The organism is Mucilaginibacter lutimaris (genome assembly GCF_042676625.1).
Lineage (GTDB): Bacteria > Bacteroidota > Bacteroidia > Sphingobacteriales > Sphingobacteriaceae > Mucilaginibacter > Mucilaginibacter lutimaris.
The window spans coordinates 108,321-133,013 of the sequence record NZ_JBHTIA010000008.1 but is presented as its reverse complement, the minus strand read 5'-3'; the positions used below and the strand labels follow the sequence as shown (position 1 = coordinate 133,013).

Annotated in this window: 16 protein-coding genes; 8 read left to right on the top strand and 8 right to left on the bottom strand. The window is 42.7% G+C overall.

What is annotated here, in order from left to right; all coding sequences use genetic code 11:
* Positions 1 to 5: 5 nt before the first annotated feature.
* The 3 genes from ACFQZI_RS12050 to ggt all read right to left on the bottom strand — a co-directional run bounded on the left by ACFQZI_RS12050 (position 6) and on the right by ggt (position 2,873).
* On the bottom strand, positions 6 to 515 hold the full coding sequence (locus tag ACFQZI_RS12050) for an FKBP-type peptidyl-prolyl cis-trans isomerase (RefSeq protein WP_377142806.1): 510 nt from the start codon (positions 513 to 515) through the stop codon (positions 6 to 8).
* A gap of 90 nt (positions 516 to 605) precedes the next feature.
* Positions 606 to 1,046 (bottom strand): MarR family winged helix-turn-helix transcriptional regulator, encoded by a 441-nt coding sequence (locus ACFQZI_RS12045; RefSeq protein ID WP_377142805.1) that lies wholly within the window; start codon positions 1,044 to 1,046, stop codon positions 606 to 608.
* Positions 1,047 to 1,175: 129 nt separating this feature from the next.
* Complete coding sequence (gene ggt, locus ACFQZI_RS12040) at positions 1,176 to 2,873, bottom strand: gamma-glutamyltransferase (RefSeq protein WP_377142804.1); 1,698 nt, start codon at positions 2,871 to 2,873, stop codon at positions 1,176 to 1,178.
* Between the two features lie 231 nt (positions 2,874 to 3,104).
* On the opposite strand from ggt, the gene ACFQZI_RS12035 reads away from it, so the two are divergent.
* Positions 3,105 to 3,599, top strand: coding sequence for a hypothetical protein (locus tag ACFQZI_RS12035; RefSeq protein ID WP_377142803.1), 495 nt, complete (start codon positions 3,105 to 3,107; stop codon positions 3,597 to 3,599).
* A gap of 56 nt (positions 3,600 to 3,655) precedes the next feature.
* Here ACFQZI_RS12035 and ACFQZI_RS12030 read toward each other — a convergent pair whose 3' ends face one another.
* Positions 3,656 to 7,384, bottom strand: coding sequence for a S8 family serine peptidase (locus ACFQZI_RS12030; protein WP_377142802.1), 3,729 nt, complete (start codon positions 7,382 to 7,384; stop codon positions 3,656 to 3,658).
* 368 nt (positions 7,385 to 7,752) lie between these two features.
* Here ACFQZI_RS12030 and ACFQZI_RS12025 point away from each other — a divergent pair, with 368 nt between their 5' ends.
* The 4 genes from ACFQZI_RS12025 to ACFQZI_RS12010 all read left to right on the top strand — a co-directional run bounded on the left by ACFQZI_RS12025 (position 7,753) and on the right by ACFQZI_RS12010 (position 18,238).
* A complete protein-coding gene (locus ACFQZI_RS12025) occupies positions 7,753 to 11,478 on the top strand; it encodes a T9SS type A sorting domain-containing protein (RefSeq protein ID WP_377142801.1) in 3,726 nt (1,241 codons plus the stop codon).
* A gap of 29 nt (positions 11,479 to 11,507) precedes the next feature.
* Positions 11,508 to 11,720 carry a hypothetical protein gene (locus ACFQZI_RS12020; RefSeq protein ID WP_377142800.1) on the top strand — a complete coding sequence of 71 codons (213 nt, stop codon included), beginning with the start codon at positions 11,508 to 11,510 and terminating at the stop codon, positions 11,718 to 11,720.
* Positions 11,721 to 11,904: 184 nt separating this feature from the next.
* A complete protein-coding gene (locus ACFQZI_RS12015) occupies positions 11,905 to 18,024 on the top strand; it encodes a LamG-like jellyroll fold domain-containing protein (protein ID WP_377142799.1) in 6,120 nt (2,039 codons plus the stop codon).
* Between the two features lie 19 nt (positions 18,025 to 18,043).
* Positions 18,044 to 18,238: a hypothetical protein gene (locus ACFQZI_RS12010; protein WP_377142798.1), complete on the top strand. Its 195-nt coding sequence runs from the start codon at positions 18,044 to 18,046 to the stop codon at positions 18,236 to 18,238.
* Positions 18,239 to 18,349: 111 nt separating this feature from the next.
* Here the strand turns inward: ACFQZI_RS12010 and ACFQZI_RS12005 are convergent, their stop codons facing one another.
* The gene (locus ACFQZI_RS12005) at positions 18,350 to 18,982 is read right to left on the bottom strand and encodes a DUF4136 domain-containing protein (RefSeq protein ID WP_377142797.1); all 633 of its coding nucleotides are present in this window, start codon (positions 18,980 to 18,982) and stop codon (positions 18,350 to 18,352) included.
* Between the two features lie 231 nt (positions 18,983 to 19,213).
* Here ACFQZI_RS12005 and ACFQZI_RS12000 point away from each other — a divergent pair, with 231 nt between their 5' ends.
* Positions 19,214 to 19,699: a hypothetical protein gene (locus ACFQZI_RS12000; protein WP_377142796.1), complete on the top strand. Its 486-nt coding sequence runs from the start codon at positions 19,214 to 19,216 to the stop codon at positions 19,697 to 19,699.
* Between the two features lie 100 nt (positions 19,700 to 19,799).
* Here the strand turns inward: ACFQZI_RS12000 and ACFQZI_RS11995 are convergent, their stop codons facing one another.
* Entirely contained in the window at positions 19,800 to 21,449 is a 1,650-nt protein-coding gene (locus ACFQZI_RS11995) for an NAD+ synthase (RefSeq protein WP_377142795.1), read from the bottom strand.
* A 130-nt stretch (positions 21,450 to 21,579) separates the two neighbouring features.
* Between ACFQZI_RS11995 and gldB the strand changes: the two genes are divergently transcribed.
* Together gldB and ACFQZI_RS20880 are read left to right on the top strand one after the other, a co-directional pair.
* Positions 21,580 to 22,629, top strand: a complete 1,050-nt coding sequence (gene gldB / locus ACFQZI_RS11990) for a gliding motility lipoprotein GldB (RefSeq protein ID WP_377142794.1) — start codon at positions 21,580 to 21,582, stop codon at positions 22,627 to 22,629.
* A gap of 165 nt (positions 22,630 to 22,794) precedes the next feature.
* Positions 22,795 to 22,986: a bacteriocin-like protein gene (locus ACFQZI_RS20880; RefSeq protein WP_449288974.1), complete on the top strand. Its 192-nt coding sequence runs from the start codon at positions 22,795 to 22,797 to the stop codon at positions 22,984 to 22,986.
* 86 nt (positions 22,987 to 23,072) lie between these two features.
* Here ACFQZI_RS20880 and ACFQZI_RS11985 read toward each other — a convergent pair whose 3' ends face one another.
* Both ACFQZI_RS11985 and ACFQZI_RS11980 read right to left on the bottom strand, forming a co-directional pair.
* Positions 23,073 to 23,261, bottom strand: a complete 189-nt coding sequence (locus ACFQZI_RS11985) for a hypothetical protein (RefSeq protein WP_377142793.1) — start codon at positions 23,259 to 23,261, stop codon at positions 23,073 to 23,075.
* Positions 23,262 to 23,325: 64 nt separating this feature from the next.
* Complete coding sequence (locus tag ACFQZI_RS11980) at positions 23,326 to 24,330, bottom strand: NAD-dependent epimerase/dehydratase family protein (protein WP_377142792.1); 1,005 nt, start codon at positions 24,328 to 24,330, stop codon at positions 23,326 to 23,328.
* Positions 24,331 to 24,693 lie beyond the last annotated feature (363 nt).

Here is a 24,693-nt window from a genome sequence, read left to right as displayed (position 1 = left end):
TAAAGTTAGTTCGTTACATCTAAAAGTTCAATATCAAAATCAACCACACTATTTGCAGGCAATTTAATCTCCGGCTGGTCGTAAGGCCCGTAACCATAACGGGATGCCGCTATAATACGGATCTTACCGCCTTTTTTCGCGTACGGTATTCCAAGTTTCCAGGCCCTTAAAACCTCACCCAATGTAAATGAAGGATGAAAGTTGTTGCTTTGCGCAAACACCTCTCCGGTTGTGAGTATTCTGCTGGTGTAATCTATTGTTATACGGGTCGAATTTGTAAATATCGCATTACCGGTTCCCGCCCTTTCTTCAACATAATATACACCTGTTTTAATACCGGCGCTGTCGATCTGTTTAATTTTGGCACCTAAACCCGGCGTGGCTGCTACATAATCTTCAATTATCTTCTGATCTATATCGGCTTGCGTTCGCTCATCAGCAACAGGGTCGTAACCTTTTTTGCAGGAGGTAAAACAAACTACACATAAGAATAATATCAGCAGTACCCTGTTCATTCAGTTTTCAAAAGGCAAATTTATTGTTTTAAATCGCAAATACAGCAGCTTAACACTTTTTAACAATTAGCGGTTGCTAAAAGCTAACGTTCAGGGTTTGTAATTAAGTGTAAGCTGGTTAATTTTTTTAAGCATATCCGTTAAATACTGCTTATCTGCATCGCTAATATGGGCGTTTAAATAGTTATTAAACTGTTTTACAACGTTTTTGGCAAGCTGCCGTTTTTCTTTACCCAGGTCGGTCAAATATATCTTTACCGATCGCTTATCCCCTTTGTTTGATTCGCGGTAAATAAGTCCGGTTTGTTCCAGTTGGTTCAACATGCGCGATAAGCTGGTAGACTTAAGCCCCAGCAATGCCGCTGCCTGCGATACGGTTGTGCCCTCCTCATCAATATTAATAAGCAGGTAACCGATAGATTGTGTAATACCAAATTCAGTAACTAACTGGTTGTACCGGTTGGCAACTGTTTGCCAAACGATCTTTAAAAAGTAATCAATTGTTTCCTGGTGTTTTACACTGCTTCGCATACTTCACAAACATAACATTTTTAAAGCCGAATAATATCGAATAATGAATTTCGAATGTCCAATATCGAAGTTCACTTTATCATTCATCATTTACAATTAGGTGTTCGATATTACTTTTATTGCATTCTTTTACCACCCTATCGCGGTATCATCACCTCGTGGGTCGGCACCACCCTCATAGCCGGTTTCTGTTTTTAAAATAGCATCCACACGACCGATGGCTCCCCTGCCCGATAGCTTGTATCCTTTTTTAGTGAGCTTATTTTTCACATCGTCGCTTAAAGCTCCTGTTTCAATTTCTACATCATCAGGCAGCCATTGATGGTGGAAACGCTTTGCACTTACTGCTTGTTGCATGTCCATATCAAATTCTAATACATTTAACACTGTTTGAAAAACCGAGGTGATAATTGTAGAACCGCCGGGCGTGCCTACTACCATAAACAGCTTGCCGTTTTTTTCGACGATAGTTGGCGTCATGCTCGATAGCATACGCTTGCCCGGCTGTATGCTATTGGCTTTACCACCAATAAGGCCATACATATTAGGCACACCGGGTTTCGAGCTAAAATCATCCATCTCGTTATTAAGCAAAAAGCCCGCGCCGGCCACAAATATTTTAGAACCGAATGTATCATTCAATGTAGTGGTAATAGATACCGCGTTCCCATCCTTATCAACAATAGAGTAATGCGTGGTTTGGTCACTTTCGTAACCAACAAAAGCACCGGGCTGTATGCTGCTGCTTGGGGTTGCCGCATCCCAGTTGAAAGTTTGCATTCGCCCGTCGATATATTCATGGTTCAGAAGGCTGTCTACAGGCACTTTGTAAAAATCAGGGTCGCCAAGATATTTGGAGCGGTCGGCATAAACCCTGCGCTCGGCTTCGGTAATTAATTGAACTGTGCTATCGCTATTAAAACCAAAGTGGTGTAAAGGATATTTTTCTACAGAACGCAGTAACTGCAGTAATGCAATACCCCCGCTTGATGGTGGCGGCATGGTAATAATATTATAGTTTTTATATTTGCCCGTAACAGGCTTACGCCATACTGAATGATAGCCCTTCAGGTCAGCTTTGGTGAATAAGCCTTTTCCTGCCTGCATTTCGGCAACTATTAAATCTGCAACCGGACCTTCGTAAAAACCTGCACGGCCCCTATCGCGAATGGCAGCCAGCGTTTTGCCCAAATCTTCCTGTATTAGTATGTCGCCCTCTTTATAACCTTCCTTTTTAATGAGGTAATTTTTACCGGGGTTTAATTTCTTAAATTCCGAAGTAGTGCGGTTAATATCTGATGCCAGGCGTTTTGTCATTTTAAACCCTTTAAAAGCGAGGTTAATTGCGGGCTGTACCAGCGTTGCCCACTTTAGCTTGCCGAATCTTTTGTGCGCCTGCACCATACCGTCAACAGAGCCGGGCACACCCGATGCCTGGTGGGTGTATAAACTCATATCCGGTATTACATTGCCCGCATGGTCAAGATACATATCAGCAGTTGCCTTGGCGGGTGCCATCTCCCTGAAATCCAGCGTAGTTGGAGAACCTTTTGCCGGCCGATAAACCATAAAACCGCCCCCGCCAATATTACCCGCCTGGGGATGGGTAACAGCCAGTGCAAACTGTACAGTTATGGCTGCATCAACCGCGTTACCACCCTTTTTTAGAATCTCGAGCCCGGCCTTTGCAGCATCTGGATAGGCGCATACCACCATCCCATTCTTATAAGAAAAGTTAGCAGAAGGCTGATCTTGCGCTAACGCAATTTGCCAAGTAAATAAGACTGATATAATTATTTTAATAGATATCCGTGACCTTAAACTCATACTATAAACGAATTATTTTGGCAATTTAACCCATTTAAAAGCATATTTGCAACGCATCAGATCGCTAATATTTTTGAATTTGGTAATCAATGGCATTTAAAATATATCCATTATAAATTTCGTAAAAACAGCATAAAATGGCATTTTCGCCGTTTATAACGCAAAAACCACCTTCAAACTAAGGTAGCCTGCATTAATTTTATAAAGGCACCTACTTAAAAACTACCCTACATGAAAAAATTTACACTCATTGCACTATTACTCACTTCGTTTTTATTTGCAGGCAAAACCCTGCACGCGCAAGATTACAACACAGCCGTTGGCTTAAAATTTGGCGGTTACGAAAACGGCGTGTCTGTTAAATATTTTATGAACAGCACCACCGCTATTGAAGGTGTGCTTGGTATACGTAACCATGGCGCTGTGCTAACCGGCTTATACGAATTACACCAGCCCGCCTTTAGCACACCGCTGCTAAAATTTTATTACGGCTTTGGTGCCCACCTTGGCTCGGTAGGTAAAGGGGTATACAAGCGCTTTGGCAGTGATGATAACGTTTATAATGATAGCCATATATTACTTGGCGCCGATGGGGTTTTGGGCCTTGAGTATAAATTGAAAGATTCGCCAATCGCATTCAGCCTTGATCTTAACCCGCGCCTTGAACTGGCTACCGGGCCATTTTTTGACCTTGCCCCGGGCTTAGGCTTAAAATACACGTTTTAAACGGAATAACATATCTTATAAACAACAAAGCCTGTGCAATTGCACAGGCTTTGTTGTTATTTTATAATTATTACTTTTTTGGAGTACACCTTATTGCCCAAGTTGAGTTTTAAAATGTAATTCCCCGGCAATATATCAGTAGTGTTGATCACAGTGCTATAGTTGCCCGCCGCATTTACCTTTTGCGTAGTTTTATACACTACCTGCCCGGCAGTGTTCACTAATGAAATACCAAGGTTACCCGCATCCTTAGCCTCAAATACAACATTCAAATAAGTGGTTGCAGGAACAGGGAATACCGTTAAACCAATATCCGTTCCCCCGTCGGGATTTTTAGCTACTATAGCATAAGCAAATTTATCAGACACGGCTAAACACCCATTATCCAGCGTAACCTGCACCTGATAGTTACCGCTTACTAATGGTGTATAAGCTGCAGTAGTAGCACCTTTTATTACCTCACCATTCAGCAGCCATTGGTTGTTGGTGTTGATACTCGATGTTAAAACATCACCTGTTTGGGTAATTACGGGCCTGGTAATAGTTACAGGCACGCGTGTTACCGATGCGCAACCGGGGCTGCGTAATTGCATATCGTAAAAATAGTAGTAATAGCTTTCGGGATTTGGGGTAGCTGTATTCCCAGCTATTGAGAATAAATCGCTCACAGAGAACGGGTATCCCGTAACACCATCTTTATTACGATATATAGTTGCGCCATTCTCATAAGTTGGTGTTATGGTATAATCACCGGCGGCCGGTAAGGTTAAATTAAGCGTATAAATTTTACCCTGGTCGGCAACATCGTTAGGTTGTTCGCCGGGCGCCGCTGTTGTACGGGTAGCTGTAACATTAAGGGTAACCGCCGATACTACTTCGCCATTGCTATTAGTCGCAGTAAAGGTTATGCGGCCCGGGTTACCAATATATAGCCTGGCACTCTCTATAACCACTGGTATTTTAGTGGTGATATTTACGCTTGTTGTAAACTGGTTATACCCACCTGTCGGGAAAAAATTTTTGTTTATCGGGCCTACCTTCCCGCTAAAATCATTTAATCCGGCATAAAACGTATTATTGACCGGTGCGGTAGTAACACTTGCCGGCGAGCCGTAGCCTACCGGGATGGCATCAGTCGGCGCTTTATACCAAAACACTTCGCCATCGCCATTGCCCAGGAGTAAGTACGAATTGGTGTTGGCACAAAAATAAGCCTGCAGGTTACTTATCTCCGGCGGTATGCCTATAGTTATGTTGCCGGTAGCCTTATCATTAGAGATAATAGGATCGCCGGGTAATTTTGTTTCGGCCAGTACGGTGTAAGTAGCTCCGGGTGTAGTATTAAACTTTCCGCTAATGGTAAAATCTGTTTCTTCTGCCGGACTAAGCGTACCCCCATATATTTCATTAAACGTGGTTACCGTATTGTTATTTATTGCAACCGTTACCGTAACCGGGATATTGCTAATAGCGGCGCTGCCAAAATTTTTAAGCCTTACGGTTACAGCAACAGCCGTTGCACAGGTAACCCCGGCATCGGCATTTGTTATGGCAATAGCTCCGGCATCAGCAGCGGGTTTTAAGAATTGCACACGGTAATCTTGTGTTTCTCCTTTGGCATATGTACCGCATGCGGTGATGGACGATGCCGCGTTTGTTTCGTTGAGTACAATACGCAAAAGGCTGATATTGCCCGGGGAAACGGTAGCCGGCACAGTTAAATTTCCACTAATAGTGCCTGTAGCACTTATTATAGCTGTAGTTACCGCAAGTTCATCATCATCAAAAGTGCCATTTCCATTCCAGTCGATAAATATTTTCGCGGCTTTATTAAAATTAGCGCCGCATGTGCCTAACATTATACTATATGGGTAAGTTTTACCTGCCTCCAGTTGAATAGATGTACCTGTATTATCAGTAAAACCTGTGCAACCGACCGGCGCAGTATAGGTAACATTAGATAAGGAGAACCTGATGATCTTAGAATCGGTAGTTGATGCCGGTGCAGAGGCACAATATGGACTGCCACCCGCTCCCGTTACAATAACCGAATATGCCTGGCTTCCCGATCTTAGGGTACCTTTGTGCGAAATGGTAATGGTATACTCTTTACCCGGTACGGCATTGGCAATATAAACCTGCTCAATATTATCCCTTATGTTATCGCCGTTGGTAGCCGGTGCCGATGGGTTATCGGGCGATAATACCCAGGGTGAATATGTGGTCGCTCCGTCATTTATACGCAGGTCGAGGTCATTCACCAGCTTTGGGGTACGGTCGTTTATAGTGGTACCGGCAGTTGGCGTACCTTCAGGGTCAGTCCATGATATGGTAACGGCTAAAGGCCCAACGCCCGATGCGGTCACCTTAAATGTTCGGATCTGCCCCTGGATTAAAGTTGCTTCGTTAAGCATGCTTTTTGTACCATTATCTGTAATGGCCTGTGCGGCGCTCTTCATATCTAAAAGCCCCCAGCCATAAATATAATCGGGGCCAACCTTCCCGGCATCAAAAGCGGTGTGGCAGGCCAGGCCTTTTAAAGTTGCGGCACGCATAAAAGCGCCATTGTTTTTTTGCGCGTAATATTCCTGCAACAGGTATAAGGAGCCTGTAACATTGGGTGCCGCCATTGACGTGCCCGATAATGTCAGATATGAGCCCGGGCCTTGTGTGCCTGTGGATAAGATACCTTCGCCATCACCAACAATATCCGGTTTGATGCGACCGTCATCTGTTGGTCCCCAGCTACTAAAGTATGATATAGCCACATCATTACGGTTAACCGGGCCATTTGGCAACGGGCCTACCGAACCTACTGTAAGTATATTTTTTGCGTTACCCGTAGTAGTAATAATATCGTAACCATCATTACTGCTGATGTTTGCGGGCCTGGGCCCTTTGTTTACAAATGTAGGATTGGTGCGGCTGGCAAACCCGTAATAGGCTGTACCTACAGCCGGGCCGTTACTTGAGCGGCTGTTACCTGCCGATTCTACAATTAAGTAATAAGGGGCGTTGTAGGCTATCTGGTCAAAAGACTGCACCCGCGAGTCATAAAAGCCGAAGTTATAATCTTCATTATCGCCGGGCAGGCCATACCATTCCCATCGCGCCTCGCTGCTGTTATAATCCCACCCGCCAACATCACCATACGAATGGTTAGATAGCAACAGCCCTGTGGCAGCCGCGCTCATTTCGGATACATCGTTATCAAAATCCCAGGCCGAAAGTGTAGACGCTTCATAAGCCATACCTTTTGCCGGCGCATTTATACCTTTAGCTATAAGGGTACCGGCAACATGTGTAGAGTGATCTATCACCCCTGTATTATCTCTGGCTGTTATGGTTTTATCAGCAAATTCGCGATGTGCCTGGTATACCTCGCCACCATCCCACATGCCTAATTTATTATTTAAAAATGTGCTGCCGCCGGTAAGGTTAAGGCCTAACGCGCCACCGGGTTGTACGGTATTGGTACCTGTTGTTGCAGCCGCGGTTGTGTTGTTATGGGTAATTAAATAAATAGGGAAACCATGGCTGTTAACACCTTCAAGCGCAACCAGATTACCGGCCTTGGTTGTTCTGCGGATAGCCCAGCCATTTACCTTGGCTAATGAGATGGCTTTTTGATGGCCGATGTTAAATTTTTCAGCCGAACGAACAGATAAGGCATCCAGTTGCTGCTTTTTAAAAGCATCTACAGGAATTTGCCGCTGGGAAAACGCCGGACTTATACAACAAAACCATAATAAGTTTAATAATAATACCCGGTATAGTTTTGTCATAAGATATTGGCATCGTATTTACAAGTTTCCGCATTTAATGGCGCAATTAAAAATATTACGGAGTGATTTTTGCATCTACTATTACCAGCAAATATTTTCTGCAATAGCTTATTCCTTCCAAGTGCGTATAATAAACAAATGTTGGAAGCAAATTCTTCAATGCGCGCGATGTGAAATCATTTCCCCATTGTGTGTATCTAATTACCCGTTTTTAACTAATTCAAAGACCTCATAAAAATAATACTTTTCGCAATCTAACGTCCATAACGTTACGTATTTAGTATGTTTTTGCATAAAATATTAATAACAGGGCACATTTTAGGGCCTTGCACAATTTTTGCAAAGCAAGGCCTAAGACCCCTAATACGTTGAAACAATTAGTATATTTTTTATTATTTATTACTTGCTGTATAACCACTAACATTGCTTATTCGCAGGAGTATACTGATAATTCAACTTATTATTATAATAGTTTCGAATCGGCAACAGCCGGTACAATTTCTTCTTTAGGCGCATCTGGTAATGGCAACGCAACCAGGACATCAGCAAGCGTTACAATTGATGCTTCTACCAGCTCACCACTCGAAGGCTCTGTAAGCCTCGCCTCAACTAACTTAAATGCTGTCAGCGCTATTCGTTGGGATCTTTTAGGAAATGGCACTTCAGGCATAAATCTTAACTCAACTGATTATGAGTGGAATTTTATATATAAAAACAATAGTTCTTCGTCAAACGATGACCCCGACCAAATAGCTGCTAACAAAAACTCCTGGAGGTATTGGCTTATAGCAAACGGTTATGCAGATAATAATATGCAGGGGTTTTATATATCGCATGTGGGTACAAACCTTGTATTACGTTATAGGTATGATGCTGTAGCAGGTAGTGGGCGCTATAACCCCATCTTATCTACGGCTTTACCAAACGACCAAACTGCTTATATGATAAAGGTGCAACGCATGAAGGCTGGTACATGGGCAATCTATTTAGATAAATATGTTGCAGGTATGACAACCGCGAAGACACTTGTAAATATAGGTTCTGACAACACCGGTAGCACAACATTTTTTACTTACTACTATTCTTATTTACAATCAACCAGTACTACTGCATCACGTTTCCAGTGGGATAAGTTTGATATGTATACACGTATCCTTAAATTTGTAGGGACAAACGCAAACAGCGCTTCAAACGGCATTACTCAACCACCCTATAGTGAAAATCAAACTGTTATATTTTATGGATTGCAGGTACAAAGCCGAGGTAACTTCCCTATATGGAACCAGATGTATTTTTCAACTACAGGCCCAGGCTTAAATGACTATTTTAGTAGCAATTCGGGTTCCATTTATAAGTCATACGATTCATATTATTCAACAGCTACAGACCAGCCTGTAGCTACCGGTGTACAACTAAGCGGAAGCGGCAACAACGCCATATATGCATCTAATATGAGAGATACCATTGCTTCAAGCGGAAATACAGATGGCTCTTTATCTACACCTCAGTATTACTTTGTTACCGGAACTACTTTAAGTAATTTGAATTACGGAAACCCGCCAACCGGAACAGTAACAATTTCTGGTGTGAATAATTTTACAGAACGACCAAGTGGTTCTCCTACCACAATTTCTTATACTAATACCACTGCAACGAGTACTACTATTACCTTTGGTAAAGGGTTTGACTGGAAAGGCGGAACGGCTACATCGGGCGAGTATCTTTGGAGCACGCCTGCAAATTGGGCGAATAATACAGTACCGGGCTCATCAGATATAGCCCGGTTCGGAGTTGGAACAAATACCTTTACAACACAGCCTACCCTTTCTGCCAGTACAACGGTAAGTAAAATTATAATAGGACCTAACACTATTAGCAGTACTAACAATGCTACTAACCTCTCTTTAAAGGCCAGCACACTAACCGCTACTAACGGTATAGCTGTAGACGCGGGCGGCAACCTGGCTTTATCGGGCACATCGAATGCTTCAAGGGGCACTTTAACATTTGGCTCATCAAGTTCTACAGTAATCAGCCCAACAGGTACACTTTCCGCCCAATATGTAAATGTTACAAATAATGGTACGCTTACATTGCTTTCAGATGCTACAGGCTCGGGATCTATAGGCGCATTGATCGGATCTACCTTGACAAGCGCCGCCGCTAAAACATTTGTACAACGTTATATTTCGGCTGTTAGGGGTTACCGTTTATTTTCATCGCCCGTAACGTCAGACGGAAGCAACTATTCGTTGGCATACTTAAAAAGCAATGCATACATCACCGGCTCAACCGGAACAACCGGTGGGTTTGATAAAAGTGGTAGTCCAACCGTTTATTTCTTTCGCGAAGATGTTGCACCATCGCAAACATCATTTGCAGGTGGTAATTTCAGGGGGGTAAATAATATTTCAAATATCCCCTATGCTTTTGACAATGAAGCCAGCACTTACAATATTCCGGTTGGTAATGGCTTTCTATTTTTCTTTAGAGGCGATAGGGGCATCATCAATGTAAATGCGGCAACCATATCAACCACAAAAGCAGGTGCAACTACCTTTACCGCTTCGGGCACTATCAATACAGGCAGTATTACGGTTAAGCCATGGTATACACCAGGCAGTGCATTTTTAGGTTATAGCACGGCCCTTGCAGCTAATGCGCCAATAAGAGGCTATAACCTGGTGGGTAACCCTTATCCATCAACCATTAACTGGGAAAAATATAACCGTAACGGCGTAAACTCTTCAATATATGGCAGCAATAGTTTGCCATCAACCATATATGTATATAATTCAACAACTAAGCAATACGCAAGTTATCAGCCAAACACCAATGCTATAACTTCTGTAGCTGATACTACAACAACCATTGCCCCGGGTAACGCCGTATCAAGCGATGGCGTTGCAAGCAATATGATAGCCAGCGGGCAGGGCTTTTTTATCGTGGCTAATTCTACAACACCTACAACACAATCACTTACCTTTCGCGAAACATCTAAAACCTCTACGTTACCCGCAACTGCAAGCATAGCCAAAATAATGAGCCTGCCCTCAAAACAATTAATGACCACAGCACCAGTTGCAGGCGCTGCATCTGCTGATGCCATTTTTAGGGTTAAACTTGCAAAAGACGATGTTAATACAGATGCGGTTACATTTGTGTTGAATAATAAAAATGACGCGAAGTTCTCATCTGAAGAAGATGCTTTAGATATTGGCGGCAACGGCGCGCAGGTAAGTTTATCGGCAATATCAGCTGATAATATCTTGCTGAGCATTAACCGGGTACCTTTACCAAAATTAACCCCGCAAATATTACCTATAACAGTTGATGGTAATACCACAGGCTTATATTCGTTAAAAATGGATATGCTTCAAAACCTGCCGCCATTATACCAGGTTTTCCTGAAAGACGCATTCAAAGGCGACTCATTAGATATGCGCGCAAACACCACCTACAACTTTAATATTGACAGAAATAATGCTAAAAGTTTCGGTGATAAACGTTTTACTTTAGTCATTCGCCAAAACCCCGAACTTGGTTTGAAACTTTTAGGTTTTAACGGCGATAAGGTTACTACAGGTGTTAAACTTACCTGGGTAGCCGAAAATGAGGGCAACTATACAAATTATACGGTTGAGCGCAGTATTGATAATGGCCAAACATTTGAAATTGTGGGCGGCCTGCATGCTACAGGTGACGGTAAGTATAACATTACCGATACCAAACCTATAAAAGGTTTAAACCAATACCGTTTAAAACAAGATGATGTTAACGGCACCATCAGCTATTCTAAAACGGTAAACATTATGTATGCCGATGTTGAAACCGTTACTATTAAAGCATTTAACGTGTATCCTAACCCTGTTAGCAACACTGTAAACGTTAGCATTATTAATCCTGCAACCACTGCAACTACTTATACCATTAAAATATCGAACGGTAGCGGATCTTTAGTAAAGAATGCTGTATCTAAACAAGCTACCTGGCAAACTAATGTTGCTGATCTGTTACCGGGAACCTACTTTGTACAGGTAATTAATAATACTACCAGCACTGTAATTGGTAATGGCAAATTTGTAAAACTGTAACAGACCGCATTTATTAAGGGTAAGTGATCATGATAAAAAAGATATTTGCCATAATCTTCCTGTTAACTATCCATACTATCTCTTTCGCGCAAATAACAAACCCCTGCGCCGGTGCCGACGATGATGAACCATGCCCGCTAGATACCTGGGTTTACGTTTTGGTAGTTATTGCAATGATCTATGGCGCATACAAAATGCATCAGAAGCAAAAAAGCAGTTATTTGCAGCCAACTTACCTGTAATTGCCTCATACAAAAGCAGTTATACACATCAAATTAGTTAATTTAATATCGCTATTTGATTGGTAAATTTTTAACAGATTAAAAAACCCAAACTTTAACTTAATATATAACGTATAAAAACAACAGTTGCCATTAGCTAAATACACTTTTTTAAGTGGTAAATAGCACTAAATACACCTGTAGTTTGAAGATACGTTTACACATCTGGATATTTGTAGCGGCTTTGCTGTTTACATTAAACACATTTGCTCAGGTACCTGTTATTTCTTATAATACGCCACAAGTTTATTTGGCGGGTACTACCATATCTACTTTATCGCCTACAAATACAGGCGGCGCAGTAGCTGCCGTTAACTTTGGTACACCTGTACCCCTTACAGGCACAACTTTTGGCGGGCCAAGCGGAATGGCTGTTGACGCATCAGGCAACCTGTACATTACCAACTACACAACCAACGTTATTAGAAAATATAATTCCACTGGTACTTATTTAGGCACATTTGGTACAGGTGGTACATTTAACGCTCCAGTAGGTATTGTATTTGATTCGGGCGGTAATGCATATATATTAAATACCACTACTACTTTGGGCAGCGGCAGGCTCGATAAATATAACGCTGCAGGAGTATTTCAATCAAGTATCCTTACCGGCCTTGCCCACGCGCTTGGCCTTAATATTGATGCATCTGATAATATTTATGTTACAGATCGTAACACATCTACTTCTGCCAATGCCGTGTATAAAGTTAACACAGCAGGTACCATTTTACTTACTTTACCTACAGCAAATTTAAATTACCCCGATGGCGTGGTAACAGATAATAGCGGCAACATCTATGTTTTGAACCGTGTAGGTAATAACGTTACCAAATATAACGCCGCCGGGGTTTACCAGGGTGTTTTTGCATCCGGGTTCAACGGCCCTTTAGCTATGTCTGTAGACCCGGCCGGGAACCTGTATGTTGGCGATTCCGGTAATAGCTCCATTAAGATATATAGCCTGTCGGGCACACTTATCAGAACAATAACCGGTGTTACAGACCCCGAAGGCACTATCTCAGATAAGCAGGGGAATTTATATGCCAGCAGCTACAGCGGAAATGCAGTTTATAAATATCCTGCCACCGGCGGATATTCTATAAGCGGTATTTTGCCTGCCGGCCTTACTTTTAGTACAACAACAGGTAACATTACAGGTACGGCTACAACTCCAACTGCCACCACAAGTTACACTATAACAGCTTATAATGGATCAGGCAGCGGTAGTACGGTGTTAACTATTACGGTTAATCCTAATCCGCCAACAGTACCAACACCTACTGCGTTATGCGGTGCCGGTACTGTAAGTATGACAGCAACCGGTAGCCCTGCAGGAGGTACATATAGGTGGTATACAGCGGCAACGGGAGGCACCCTGGTTGCAACTGGTGCAACTTATGCGCCGACACTTGGCGCAACTACTACCTTTTATGTGGACTATACTGTTAATGGTACTACCAGCACGCGCACCGCGGTTACTGCTACCATCTACCCCAAAGTATCGTCACCTATTGCAAGTGCGTACATTTCGTTACCCTTTAATGGCAATGCAACGGATGTTTCGGGCAATCAAAATGACGGCATCCCTCAAAACAGCCCTATATTAACAACCGACAGATATGGGGCGGCAAGCAGCGCATATAACTTTAATGGTACAAACCAGTATATACAAACCACCAAATCTATTGTAAACCCACAGGTTTTTACGCTTAGCCTTTGGTTTAATACTACAACAACCTCAGGCGGCAGGCTCATCGGTTTTTCGCAATTCCAAAATGGAGGTGGCAGCTTCGACAGGCATATTTATATGACTAACGCCGGCGAACTGGTTTTCGGGGTATATTCCGGCGCCACCAATACCGTTAGTACCGGAACAACCTATAACGATGGCAATTGGCACCATGTTGTAGGTACCCTCTCCTCGGCCGGTATGAAGCTGTATGTTGATAATGTTTTAAAGGGCTCAAATGTGGTTTATACATCAGCAGAACCGCAGGCTGGCGGGTATTGGGAAATTGGCGGCAACAACCTTGGGGGATGGCCCAACTCGCCTGCCAGCGCGTATTTTGCAGGTAAAATTGATGATGTATCTATATATAACACCGAATTATCTGCCGCTACTATTAGTACATCAGATAACCTGAACCTGATTGGCAATGCTGCCCCAGTGTGTCCGGGTTCGCCTTTAACACTATATACGCACGCTATTACCGGCGCTACATATAGCTGGACAGACCCTAATGGCGTTGTGCTTTCGGGCACAAGCAACATTACAACTTTCCCGGCGGCTGTATCGGGCACCTATGTGCTTACGGTAACTGGCGGGCCGGGCGGTTGTACATCAACCGCCAATTTTGTGCCTACTTTGTACGCGTTACCTACCGCGCCGGCCATTACGTCCCCCGCCACTGTTGCTACCGGTACAGCCGCCTCATTTAGCACTACCGCTACAACAGGTATAACTTACTCTTGGACAACAGGTGGAACGCCATCGGCAACTACAGGGAATGCGATTACCATAAGCTGGGCAACTGCGGGCTTAAAAACGGTTACCCTAACCGCAACAAACGCCAACGGCTGTACGGCCAGCACAACAAAAACGATAATAGTAACCCAAACCTTTAATGCGGGCAATTATGCGTTTAGCCAACCTATTACTGTAGCTGCCCTTGGCAATACCGGTACACTTACCAATTTTCCGATGTTGGTTTATATTAAAGAAGATGCCTTAAAATCAGGAGTTAATTGTGCAAACAATGTACAATTTCCAAACGGCGGAACATCCGGTTACGATTTCGCATTTACTCAAACCGGCAGCAGTAATGAATTATTTTATCAGGTAGAAAGCTTTGACGCGGCAACTGGTACTTTAACAGCCTGGGTGCAGGTACCAACGGTAACATCTGCCGCAACGCCACTAACATTTTATTTTGGTTCTACAGCCCCGGCGCATAATGCCACTTTTGCTTACGCCACCTGGAGCAGCGATTATCTTGCAGTTTATCACCTTAACGAAACAAGCGGTACCGTGTTAGATGCCACCAGTAACCAACGATCTGCAACGGCAACAAGCACTACAAGCACAACCTCGGGCAAAATTACATCTGCTTACATCTTTGACGGTAGTAGTTCAAAGATTGTATCTGCAGCCTCTGCAGATGCTACAGGGTCGTTTACCCTATCGGGATGGACGTACGTTACTGACTTTAATACCAGTACCGATCAAAAAATAGTTACCAACGAAACGAGTTATGCAACCGGCGGTTACAAACTTGGCTTTTATGGCACAACCACTACAAATGTTAAAGCCGAGGTTGAAACCCGTGCATCTAACGGCACGGCTACAATTAACCGCAACGAAACAGGCGGTACAGCTGTTACAACCGGCCAATGGCACTATGTTCAAGGTGTTTACAACGGTACAAACTTTATAACTTATTATGATGGGGCTGCAGACAGAAGCACAACTACCGGCGCCGCGGCCGGTACGGGCGGCCCTATCTATATCGGATCGGACTTTGCGGCGGCAAACTTCTTTAAAGGCAATATAGATGAGATAAGGGTTTCTAATATCGCAAAATCTGCCGATTGGATAAAAGCCGAATATAATAATCAAAATAATTACCTAACCTACACTACCACCAATACGGCTATTACGGCAACATCTGCAGCGGCGGTGTCTGCAATTGGCGGTGGTATTGTATATACCTGGAAAACTACAGCCGCCAGTACCGACCCTACCGCTGCTGCCAACTGGACTTCATCATCCGGTAGTGTGCCTTCTGTAGCTGTTCTTGCGCCGCCTTTAGATGGCACTTCCACACTTAATATACCCAATACAACAACCGGCAATTATCCTAAACTCACTACAGGCAGTACAGTCACTATTTCAGGTCTTACCCTTGGCAGCACCGCTACCTTAGATCTTAATGGGGCGACCTTAAATGTTGGTTGTAATATTTACAATAGTAGCGGCGGTAAAATAACAAGTACTAATACCGCTTCAGGCCTTTCCTGGACCGGGGCCGTCGCGTCTCAAACGTACACAGGTTCGGTTACCGCAAATACGGCCCAGCTTGGTAACATGACCATAAATAACTCGGTAGGCGGTACAATTACGATGAGCGGCGGACCAGTAGATATTTACACCTCGCTTAATTTTACAAAAGGTAACCTTAATATAGCTTCGAGTACCACATTAACCTTAAAATCTGATGCTACAGCAACCGCTTATGTTAGCCCTATACCTACCGCATCAACCATAACCGGCTTATTTAGTGTAGAACGTTATGTAACGGGCAGCCCGACAAGCCTTGCACGCCGGGGTTATCGTTTAATGTCATCGCCTGTATATGCAGCTACAGTATCGGGTTACAATGTTTATGATCTCAATTTCCTTAAAAACTCATCAATTGTTACAGGTACCAATGGTGCAACCAATGGTTTTACAACAGGCACAAGTACTACTGCCAACGCCAGCATATATCTTTTCAGGGAGGATGTCGTACCTAATAACACCGCGTTTGCAGCCGGAAATTTTAAAGGCATTACACAGTTGAATAAAACACCGTCTTACCTTTTTGGTATAAATAGCCAATACACTATTACCAATACAAATGATTCGCAAACCTATTTGCCGGTAGGTAATGGCTTCCTGTTCTTCTTTAGAGGTAGTAATATACTTGATAACGGCACACAAACAGGCACTAAAACAACCTCACCTTTTGATTACCCCGAAAATGTAACCTTCACACAAACAGGCACACTTAATCGCGGTACTATCATAGTTAAGCCATGGGCAAGTGGCAGCACAGCCCTGCTATACACATCAACAATATTAAATAATGTGGCGCCTAATAATGTTAGAGGGTATAACCTTGTTGGTAACCCATATGCAGCTCCCATCAATTGGGAAAAATTTAATCGTAACGGTACAAATTCTTCCATTTATGGTGGCGACGGTACCACCCCTATAAATGCTACCATATGGCAGTACAATTCAACCTCAAAGCAATATGCTTCTTATCAGCCTAAAGCAACCGTAACTACTGCTGATACTACTTTAAATACGGCTATACCTACAGGAGCAATTTCGAGCGACGGGGTGGTGAATAATCTTATATCCAGCGGGCAGGGCTTTTTCGTGATAGCAAACGCGGCAAATCAAACCTTAACTTTCCGCGAGTCGGCAAAAAGTACCACATCGGCACCCGCTGCAACCGTTACAACGTTAATGAGTACATCAATACCATCAACCGGTGATGCTATTGACGGCTTTATGCGTTTAAAGCTTATAAAAGACGATGTTAGTACCGATGCTGTAGCATTTGTATTAAATAACAAAAACGACCTGAAATACATCGATACTGAGGATGCATTAGACCTGGGCGGCAATGGTGCCCTCGTTAGTTTATCTGCCTACTCGGCAGATAACATCGCCTTAAGCATCGACCGGATACCATTGCCTAAATTAATACAGGAAGAGGTACAGCTTTCGGTTGATGCTACAACTACAGGTATATATAGCCTAAGGATAGAGGATCTGAAAAACTTACCGGCTATTTACCAGGTTTGGTTGATGGATAGTTACAAGAAAGACTCGCTTGACATGCGTGCGCACGATACGTATAACTTTAATATCGATAAGGCTATTAAAGAAACATTTGGCAAACAAAGGTTTAAACTTGTTATTCGCCAAAACAACCAACTTGCTATAAGGCTGCTTGATTTTACCGGCGTTAAAGTAACCAATGGCAATAAACTATCCTGGACAATTGAGAACGAGGCAAATTATACCAACTTTACCGTTGAGCGTAGTACCGATGGCGGCAAAACCTTTGAAGTGGTAGTAGGCTTCCTTTCTACCGGTAAAGGCACCTATACTTTGGTTGATAATAACCCACCTAAAGGCACAGCCCAATATCGCTTAAAGCAGGATGACATTAACGGCACCATCAGCTACTCTAAAATAGTTACGCTGATGTACGCTAACACTAACGGGCTTACCGATAGACTGTTTAATATTTACCCTAACCCGGTTAATGATATGGTTAACATAGCTGTTACCGACCCTAACGAAAAATCCGAAGCTACGTATACTATTAAAATAACAAACGGAAGCGGAATAGTTGTAAGGACCGCGAAAGCCGCAAAGGCTAATTGGCAGGATAATGTTGGCAACCTTTATCCGGGCACATATTTTGTGCAGATAATAAATAACAACACCAAAGCAATTGTTGGTAACGGCAAATTTGTTAAACTATAATACAAGAAAAGTGCAAAAGATGAAGAATACCTTAGCGTTATTTACCCTGTTAATAATACACACCGTTTCTTACGCCCAAATAACTAACCCTTGTAGTGGTGCAGATGATGACGAACCATGCCCTTTAGATACCTGGGTTTACGTTTTAGTATTTGCCTTTGTTATTTTTGGTGCCTATAAAATGTACCATAAGCAAAAAGCGCTGTCCGCCTAATGTTAAATCGTTTACGGTAGATTTCGGGGCGTAATAAACAGGCCTACTATTATCTTATAAAGTTCAATAAAAAAGGGATGCAAATTGCATCCCTTTTTTATTGATTGTTTTTTATGACCTGCGCATTGGTGGCGTTAAATCCAGCTGTTTAATTATGCCTTCAACCACTTTGGGTATATCGCGCATGGTTTGTTTTGGGTTATGCAGCTCGCCAACACCATAACCGCGCCATACCACTTGCTGTGTTTTACTATCAATAAGGTCGATAATAATGGTACCTTCTTTATAGTGCACCTTTTGCGCGTAGGTTGGTCCCCAACCGCCGTAACCCCAGGGTCCCCATGGGCCACCCCAGCCAAAACCAAAGCCCCACGGCCTGTACCAGCCGCCATAACCCCAACCGCCATAAAAGCCGCCACCGTAGTAAGGAGAATAAAACTCTGTTTTACTGCCACGGCCGGTAACAGTTGCATAACGCACCAGCAGGTCGGGATTTTGATTTTCTAAGGTTAAGCCTTTACTAACAAGCGCCTGCCTGGTAGCTTCCTGTAATTTGCCATTGCCAATCTCATCAAGCGGGCGCCACTGTTTGTTTGGGTTCTTTTGCTGGGCAGCCCAGGCAAAGGTTTTGTAAGACGATAGGTTTGTTTTGTTTTGCGCAGCAGTGTAGTAGTTGTAGCTGCTACAGGCCGATAGCAGCGATACGAAAGCCACCGTCAGCGTTAGATAAATATATTTTTTCATTGCCTCACCAGTTATATATAAGCCTTAGACTAATTATTTTACAAAGGTTTAATCTGTTTTATTAAAAATCTAAAAAAATCAGCATGCGGTTAATGGCTGGATATTCTTTAGAAACCATAAAAATAACAATCATTCATTAGCTATCATAATACGCAGCAGCACATATTATATTTTATAGGCTAAAAGATAAATTTTTGTAAATTATGGCCTCCTAAAACACTTATTAACAACATGAAAAAACACTTTTATTTATTATTGTTCTTAGCATTCGCAACCCAGATCTCATTGGCACAGGTACGCAAAAAAGCTGTACGCACACCCAAACCAGTCGCAGCTGCTGCCCCCCTTACGGTTAAACCTGTAGATGTACCTGCAGTTATACCTGCCCCATCGGTAGATGCTTTTGTTAAAGAACTGCTGCCCCAGATAAAGGATAACAACTTTGTTTTGCTTATAAATTTTTATGAAGAGAACGGAACAAACATGGCCGAGATAATGAAATACCCCGCAGAAGCCGGTGTGATAGACATCCGCGACGAGCAATTTTTTGATCTTAAAAAACTAAACTATTTTAAAAGCAATGCATCTACCGTATTAGTAACCGGCGATTTGTTTAAAAACGCCCTTTTTACTAAAGGAAAAACACACAACATATTTAAGGTAAAAACCACAGGCAATGTTACCTCCCAAAATATGATAGCCAAACACGACCTGTGATACCTAAAGTTTAAGGTTACAGATGGCAAGTTTGTATGGGCTTATGCTTCTAAACCAAATATCAACGGGCAACCACTTATACTAAGCAATAATTAACAGGCTATGTAAGGTATTTACCTACAATTGGCATACGCCTGCCCATACCAAATGCCTTTGGCGATACGCGTAAAATTGGCGGGGTTTGGTAGCGTTTGTGTTCGGCCAGGTTAACTAAGCGTAACACTTTGTGTACTACAGCATCATCAAACCCCTGCTGAATGATCTCAGCAGATGAGCGGCGGTTTTCTACATACTGCACCAGTATGGCATCTAAAATATCGTACTCCGGTAAAGAATCGGTGTCTTTTTGATCCGGCCTTAACTCTGCAGATGGTGGTTTAACAATAGTGTTTACTGGGATAATTTCACGGTCGCGGTTAATATAGCGGGCTAATTCAAAAACCTGTGTTTTAAACACATCGCCAATAACCGAGATACCGCCGCACATATCGCCATATAGGGTACCATACCCTACGGCAGCTTCGCTTTTGTTTGATGTATTAAGCAGTATGTAACCAAATTTATTGCACATAGCCATCAGCAACACCGCCCTGCTGCGCGACTGTATATTTTCTTCAGCAATGTTAAATGGCAGATTATTGAACTGCGGGTGAAGAGCGCCCTCAAACGCGTCGGTAATTTTTTCGATAGCTATCGTTTCCGATTTACAGCCCAGGTTAGCTACCAGATCTTCGGCATCTTTAAGTGAATGATCGCTGGAAAATTTAGACGGCAATAATACCGCCATTACATTCTCTGCACCTAATGCCTCGGCTGCCAGCGCGCATACAACGGCAGAGTCTATCCCGCCCGAAAGGCCAAGTATAGCCTGTTTAAACCCGGATTTATAAAAATAATCGCGGATACCCAAGATTAACCCCTGATGGATTTGCTCTATATCGCTCTGGCGCTCGGCCTTTTGTGTTGTTTGATGCTCAAAGGTGATGCTGGCATCATCCTGTAAGGTATAATAAGCGGTATTCTCTGTAAAATATGGTAACTCATCGGCTATTTTACCGGTATTATCAAAAACTAAAGATCCGCCGTCAAATATCAGTTCGGTTTGCGCGCCAACGTGGTTTACATAAAAAAGCGGCAGGTTATACCTGCGGGCATTATCGCTTAAGATGGCAATTCGCTCCTCATCGTGGTTATAGGCAAAAGGCGATGCCGCAATATTGATCATCACATCCGGCTTTTGCTGTATTAGCGTATCCATCGGGCGGGTTACATAAAGCGGGTTCTCTATAGTGTTCCATAGGTCTTCGCAAATAGTTAGCGCTATACGCTTTCCCTTAAAATCTATACAGCTAAAACTGGTAGATGGCTCAAAATAACGGTACTCGTCAAAAATATCGTAATTAGGTAGCAAGGCTTTATTTACTACCGCTTTTATCTCGCCGTTGTCAATAAAATATGCGGAATTATTAAGGTCTTTACCCTCAGGGTTATGGTTAGGGGTTGGCAAGCCTATTATACATGCAATACCATTACATTCAGCAGCTATTTTTTTAGCGGCATCATCGCAAAGGCTAATAAATTCATTAAACTCCAAAAAATCACGCGCGGGATAGCCGCAAACGCACAGTTCCGCAAAAACAACCAGGTCGGCACCGGTTTGCTTTGCTTCGCGAATGGAGGTAATGATCTTATTCGTGTTAGATTCGAAGTTCCCTATGTGATAATTAAGCTGGGCTAACGCTATCTTCATATGCTTAGTAAATATTGAGCTTTACCGGTAAGTAAGTAAGCCGGTAAAAGAATGCAACCATTCACTGCTTAACCACTCACCTATCCACCCTAATGCAAATAAAAAAATTATTTTTGCTAAAACGCTATTTATGATGTTTAATTCTTATAAAACAACGCTTATTAACACATGTTTTTTAATATGCTTAATAATTGCCGCATGTAAGCCAAATAAAAAAATAGATGTAAGCAACATACCCGTTAACGTTAAAATTGAACGGTTTGATAAGGACTTTGACCTCCTTCGTACAAAACCATTAACGCCACAGGTAATTGCCCTGCAGACAAAATACGGCACATTTTACCAGGACTTTATTGAACGCGTTTTAAAACTTGGCAGTACTGCCGATACGATTTATTACAAAAACCTGCGCGATGTTTTTGCCGGTAAGGCATACAAAGATCTTAAACATGATGTTGACGCGGCCTATCCTAATATGGATAAACAGGATGCTGAGCTTACAGATGCCTTTCGCAGAATTAAATACTACTATCCGCAAAAAAGGCTGCCAAAGGTATATGCCTACTTTTCGGGTTTCCAGGCGCAAACCACTATTGGCGACGGTTATTTTGGTATCGGGTTAGACCTTTTCCTGGGTGCCGATTCAAAATTTTATCCGGCGCTGGTAGAGAGTTTCCCTCATTACCTGTCGCGTAGGTTTACGCCAGATAACATTGCACCGCGAGTTGTAGAAGGTTTAGCCCGCGAGGATATGTTCCCCGAAGACGACCGCGATAACTCGCTGCTTTCTAAAATGGTTTATAACGGTAAAATATTATATTTTATGGACCAAACCTTACCCGATGTGCCCGATTCTACCAAGATTGGTTACACCGCCCAGCAACTAAAATGGTGCGAAGACTTTAAAGGTAACATCTGGCAGTTTTTTTTGGAGGAGAACCTGCTTTATGAAACCGACTATCAAAAAATTCAAAAGTATCTTAACGAAGCACCCTTTACTCCCGGCCTTGGCGACAATAATGAGTCGGCACCCAAACTTGGTGTTTGGACAGGCTGGCAAATTGTTAAGCAATATATGGATAAGCACCCTAACGTTACACTGCAACAGCTAATGAGCGAGAAGGATGCGCAGAAGATACTGAACGAATCCAAATACAGACCTAAGAATGTTGAAGAATAGCGCCTACGATATGTTCATTAAAATCGAACAGGCATTAACTGAAACGATAATATTTTCAAAAAATCAAAACTCTTTCAAAATAAGCTACTTATATCATACAATGGGCTTAATTCTTCTGAAACCCATGCATGAGGCGAAAAAGTAAGGAGATATACATTAACGTTTATGAAAAAGTTTGAAAAACTAAGCAGAACAGAAATGAAAAATGTATTGGGGGGCGTTGTAAAGCCGCCAGCTTGTACAAACGCATGCGTAATAGGAAATCATGAATGCGGTGATGGGAAGAAATGCACATCTGAAAATTGCCCGGACGACCCAAGTTTCACCCATACTGTGTGTGTGTCAAATAATAGCTAACGACTTACCGGTTTCTACAGCCGAAACTATAAAAAAAGCGCTGCCGAAACCGGTAGCGCTTTTCTATTATATCTTTTCTTAATTGCTTACTTCAGGATACCAAAAACTGCTTTAAGGCAAATGATAGAAGCGAATAACAATATGATGTTAGAGATAAGGGTAGCGTGAGGAAATTCTGCAAAGCGTAAGTACACACCTACTAAACCGATAATTACGGTAATAACTAAAAATGTATAGTGACTAACTGAATTGGCGTTCTCTGTTGAATTTTGCATTTGCTTATTTATTTGCCACAAAAATATAAATGTTTACCGAAAAAGCGATAATCTTTTTTACGAATTAAACAGCCTTTTTCTTGCTCCAGCCCTGCGGCAGGTTTTCCTCAATTTCAATGTTTTCAAACTCGGCGCTCGCGCGTGAGCCAACCACTTTTGCCCAGGCAGCCATTTTGGCAATACCTTCTTCAAGGCTAACATTTTTGCTGTTACCAAATACGCTTGCTGCCTTTGAATGGTCGCTGTGCGCGTGCAATACTTCTTTACGGGCTTCAAGATGGGTAACCTTGGGCTGTACGCCAAGTTCTTTTGCAACTACCTGCACCAGTTCGTTAACCGTGTAGGGTCTGTCGGCGCCTACGTTAAACACTTCGTTATAGGCAGCAGGTATGTTAACGCAATTTGCAATGTGCGGGGCAACATCATCAATATAACTAAATGCGCGGGTTTGTTCGCCATCGCCAAAAATGGTCATCGGTTTTTCCTGCATGATCTGGTTCATAAAAATACCGATAACGTTGCGATACTTATCGCCGATATTCTGGTTCTCGCCATAAACATTATGCGGGCGGAAGATCACCGAGTTTAAACCGAACATGTGTTTAGCCGCTTTCAGGTCCATCTCAACCGCGTATTTAGCCACACCGTATGGGTCTTCGGGCTGGGGCACCATACTTTCTAACATAGGCAGCTGGCCTGCACCATACACCGCTATAGAAGAGGTGAACACGAAACATTTAACCTTATACAATACAGCAAGGTTAATTAAGTTTACCGAACCTATGAGGTTATTATTATAATTAAACCTGCGGATAAAGTGCGACAAGCCCTCGGCCGCGTAAGCAGCAAGGTGATACACATAATCAAACTTATGCTTTTCAAATAAACCCTCTAAAAGCACCACATCATTTATAGACCCCACTATAAACTCAACACCTTCGGGCACATGATCTTCAAACCCGCCGCTCAGGTCATCCAGTACAACAACTTTATGCCCCAGATTTAAACAATGCTTTGCTACATGCGAGCCAATAAATCCCGCGCCGCCGGTTACTAATGAAGTGATCATAATTGTATAAATAGTTTATTTATTTCTTAATTAAGCAAGCCATATTATTCCAATCGGATTTAGGCTAACAGTATAAGCTGCTATATTGTATCCTCCCTATAATTGTGCTGTTGCTGCCACGGCTTGCAAAAATCAGACCGTGCGCAGTATCAACCACCGTTCTGTCCACCGCCTACCCGCCTTTGTTTTATTTTAAAATCAATGCCCAAGCCACCTATGCTCCTATTTTACCGATAATAAACGTTAGAAACTCCCCCACTCCGGCTGACATATAAGGTACACTATTTTTACCAAAATAAAAATAAAGCTACGGTTATTAGGGTTGCCGCCCGTGATGCACGAAAGCTGCTGTGAAGCATTTGC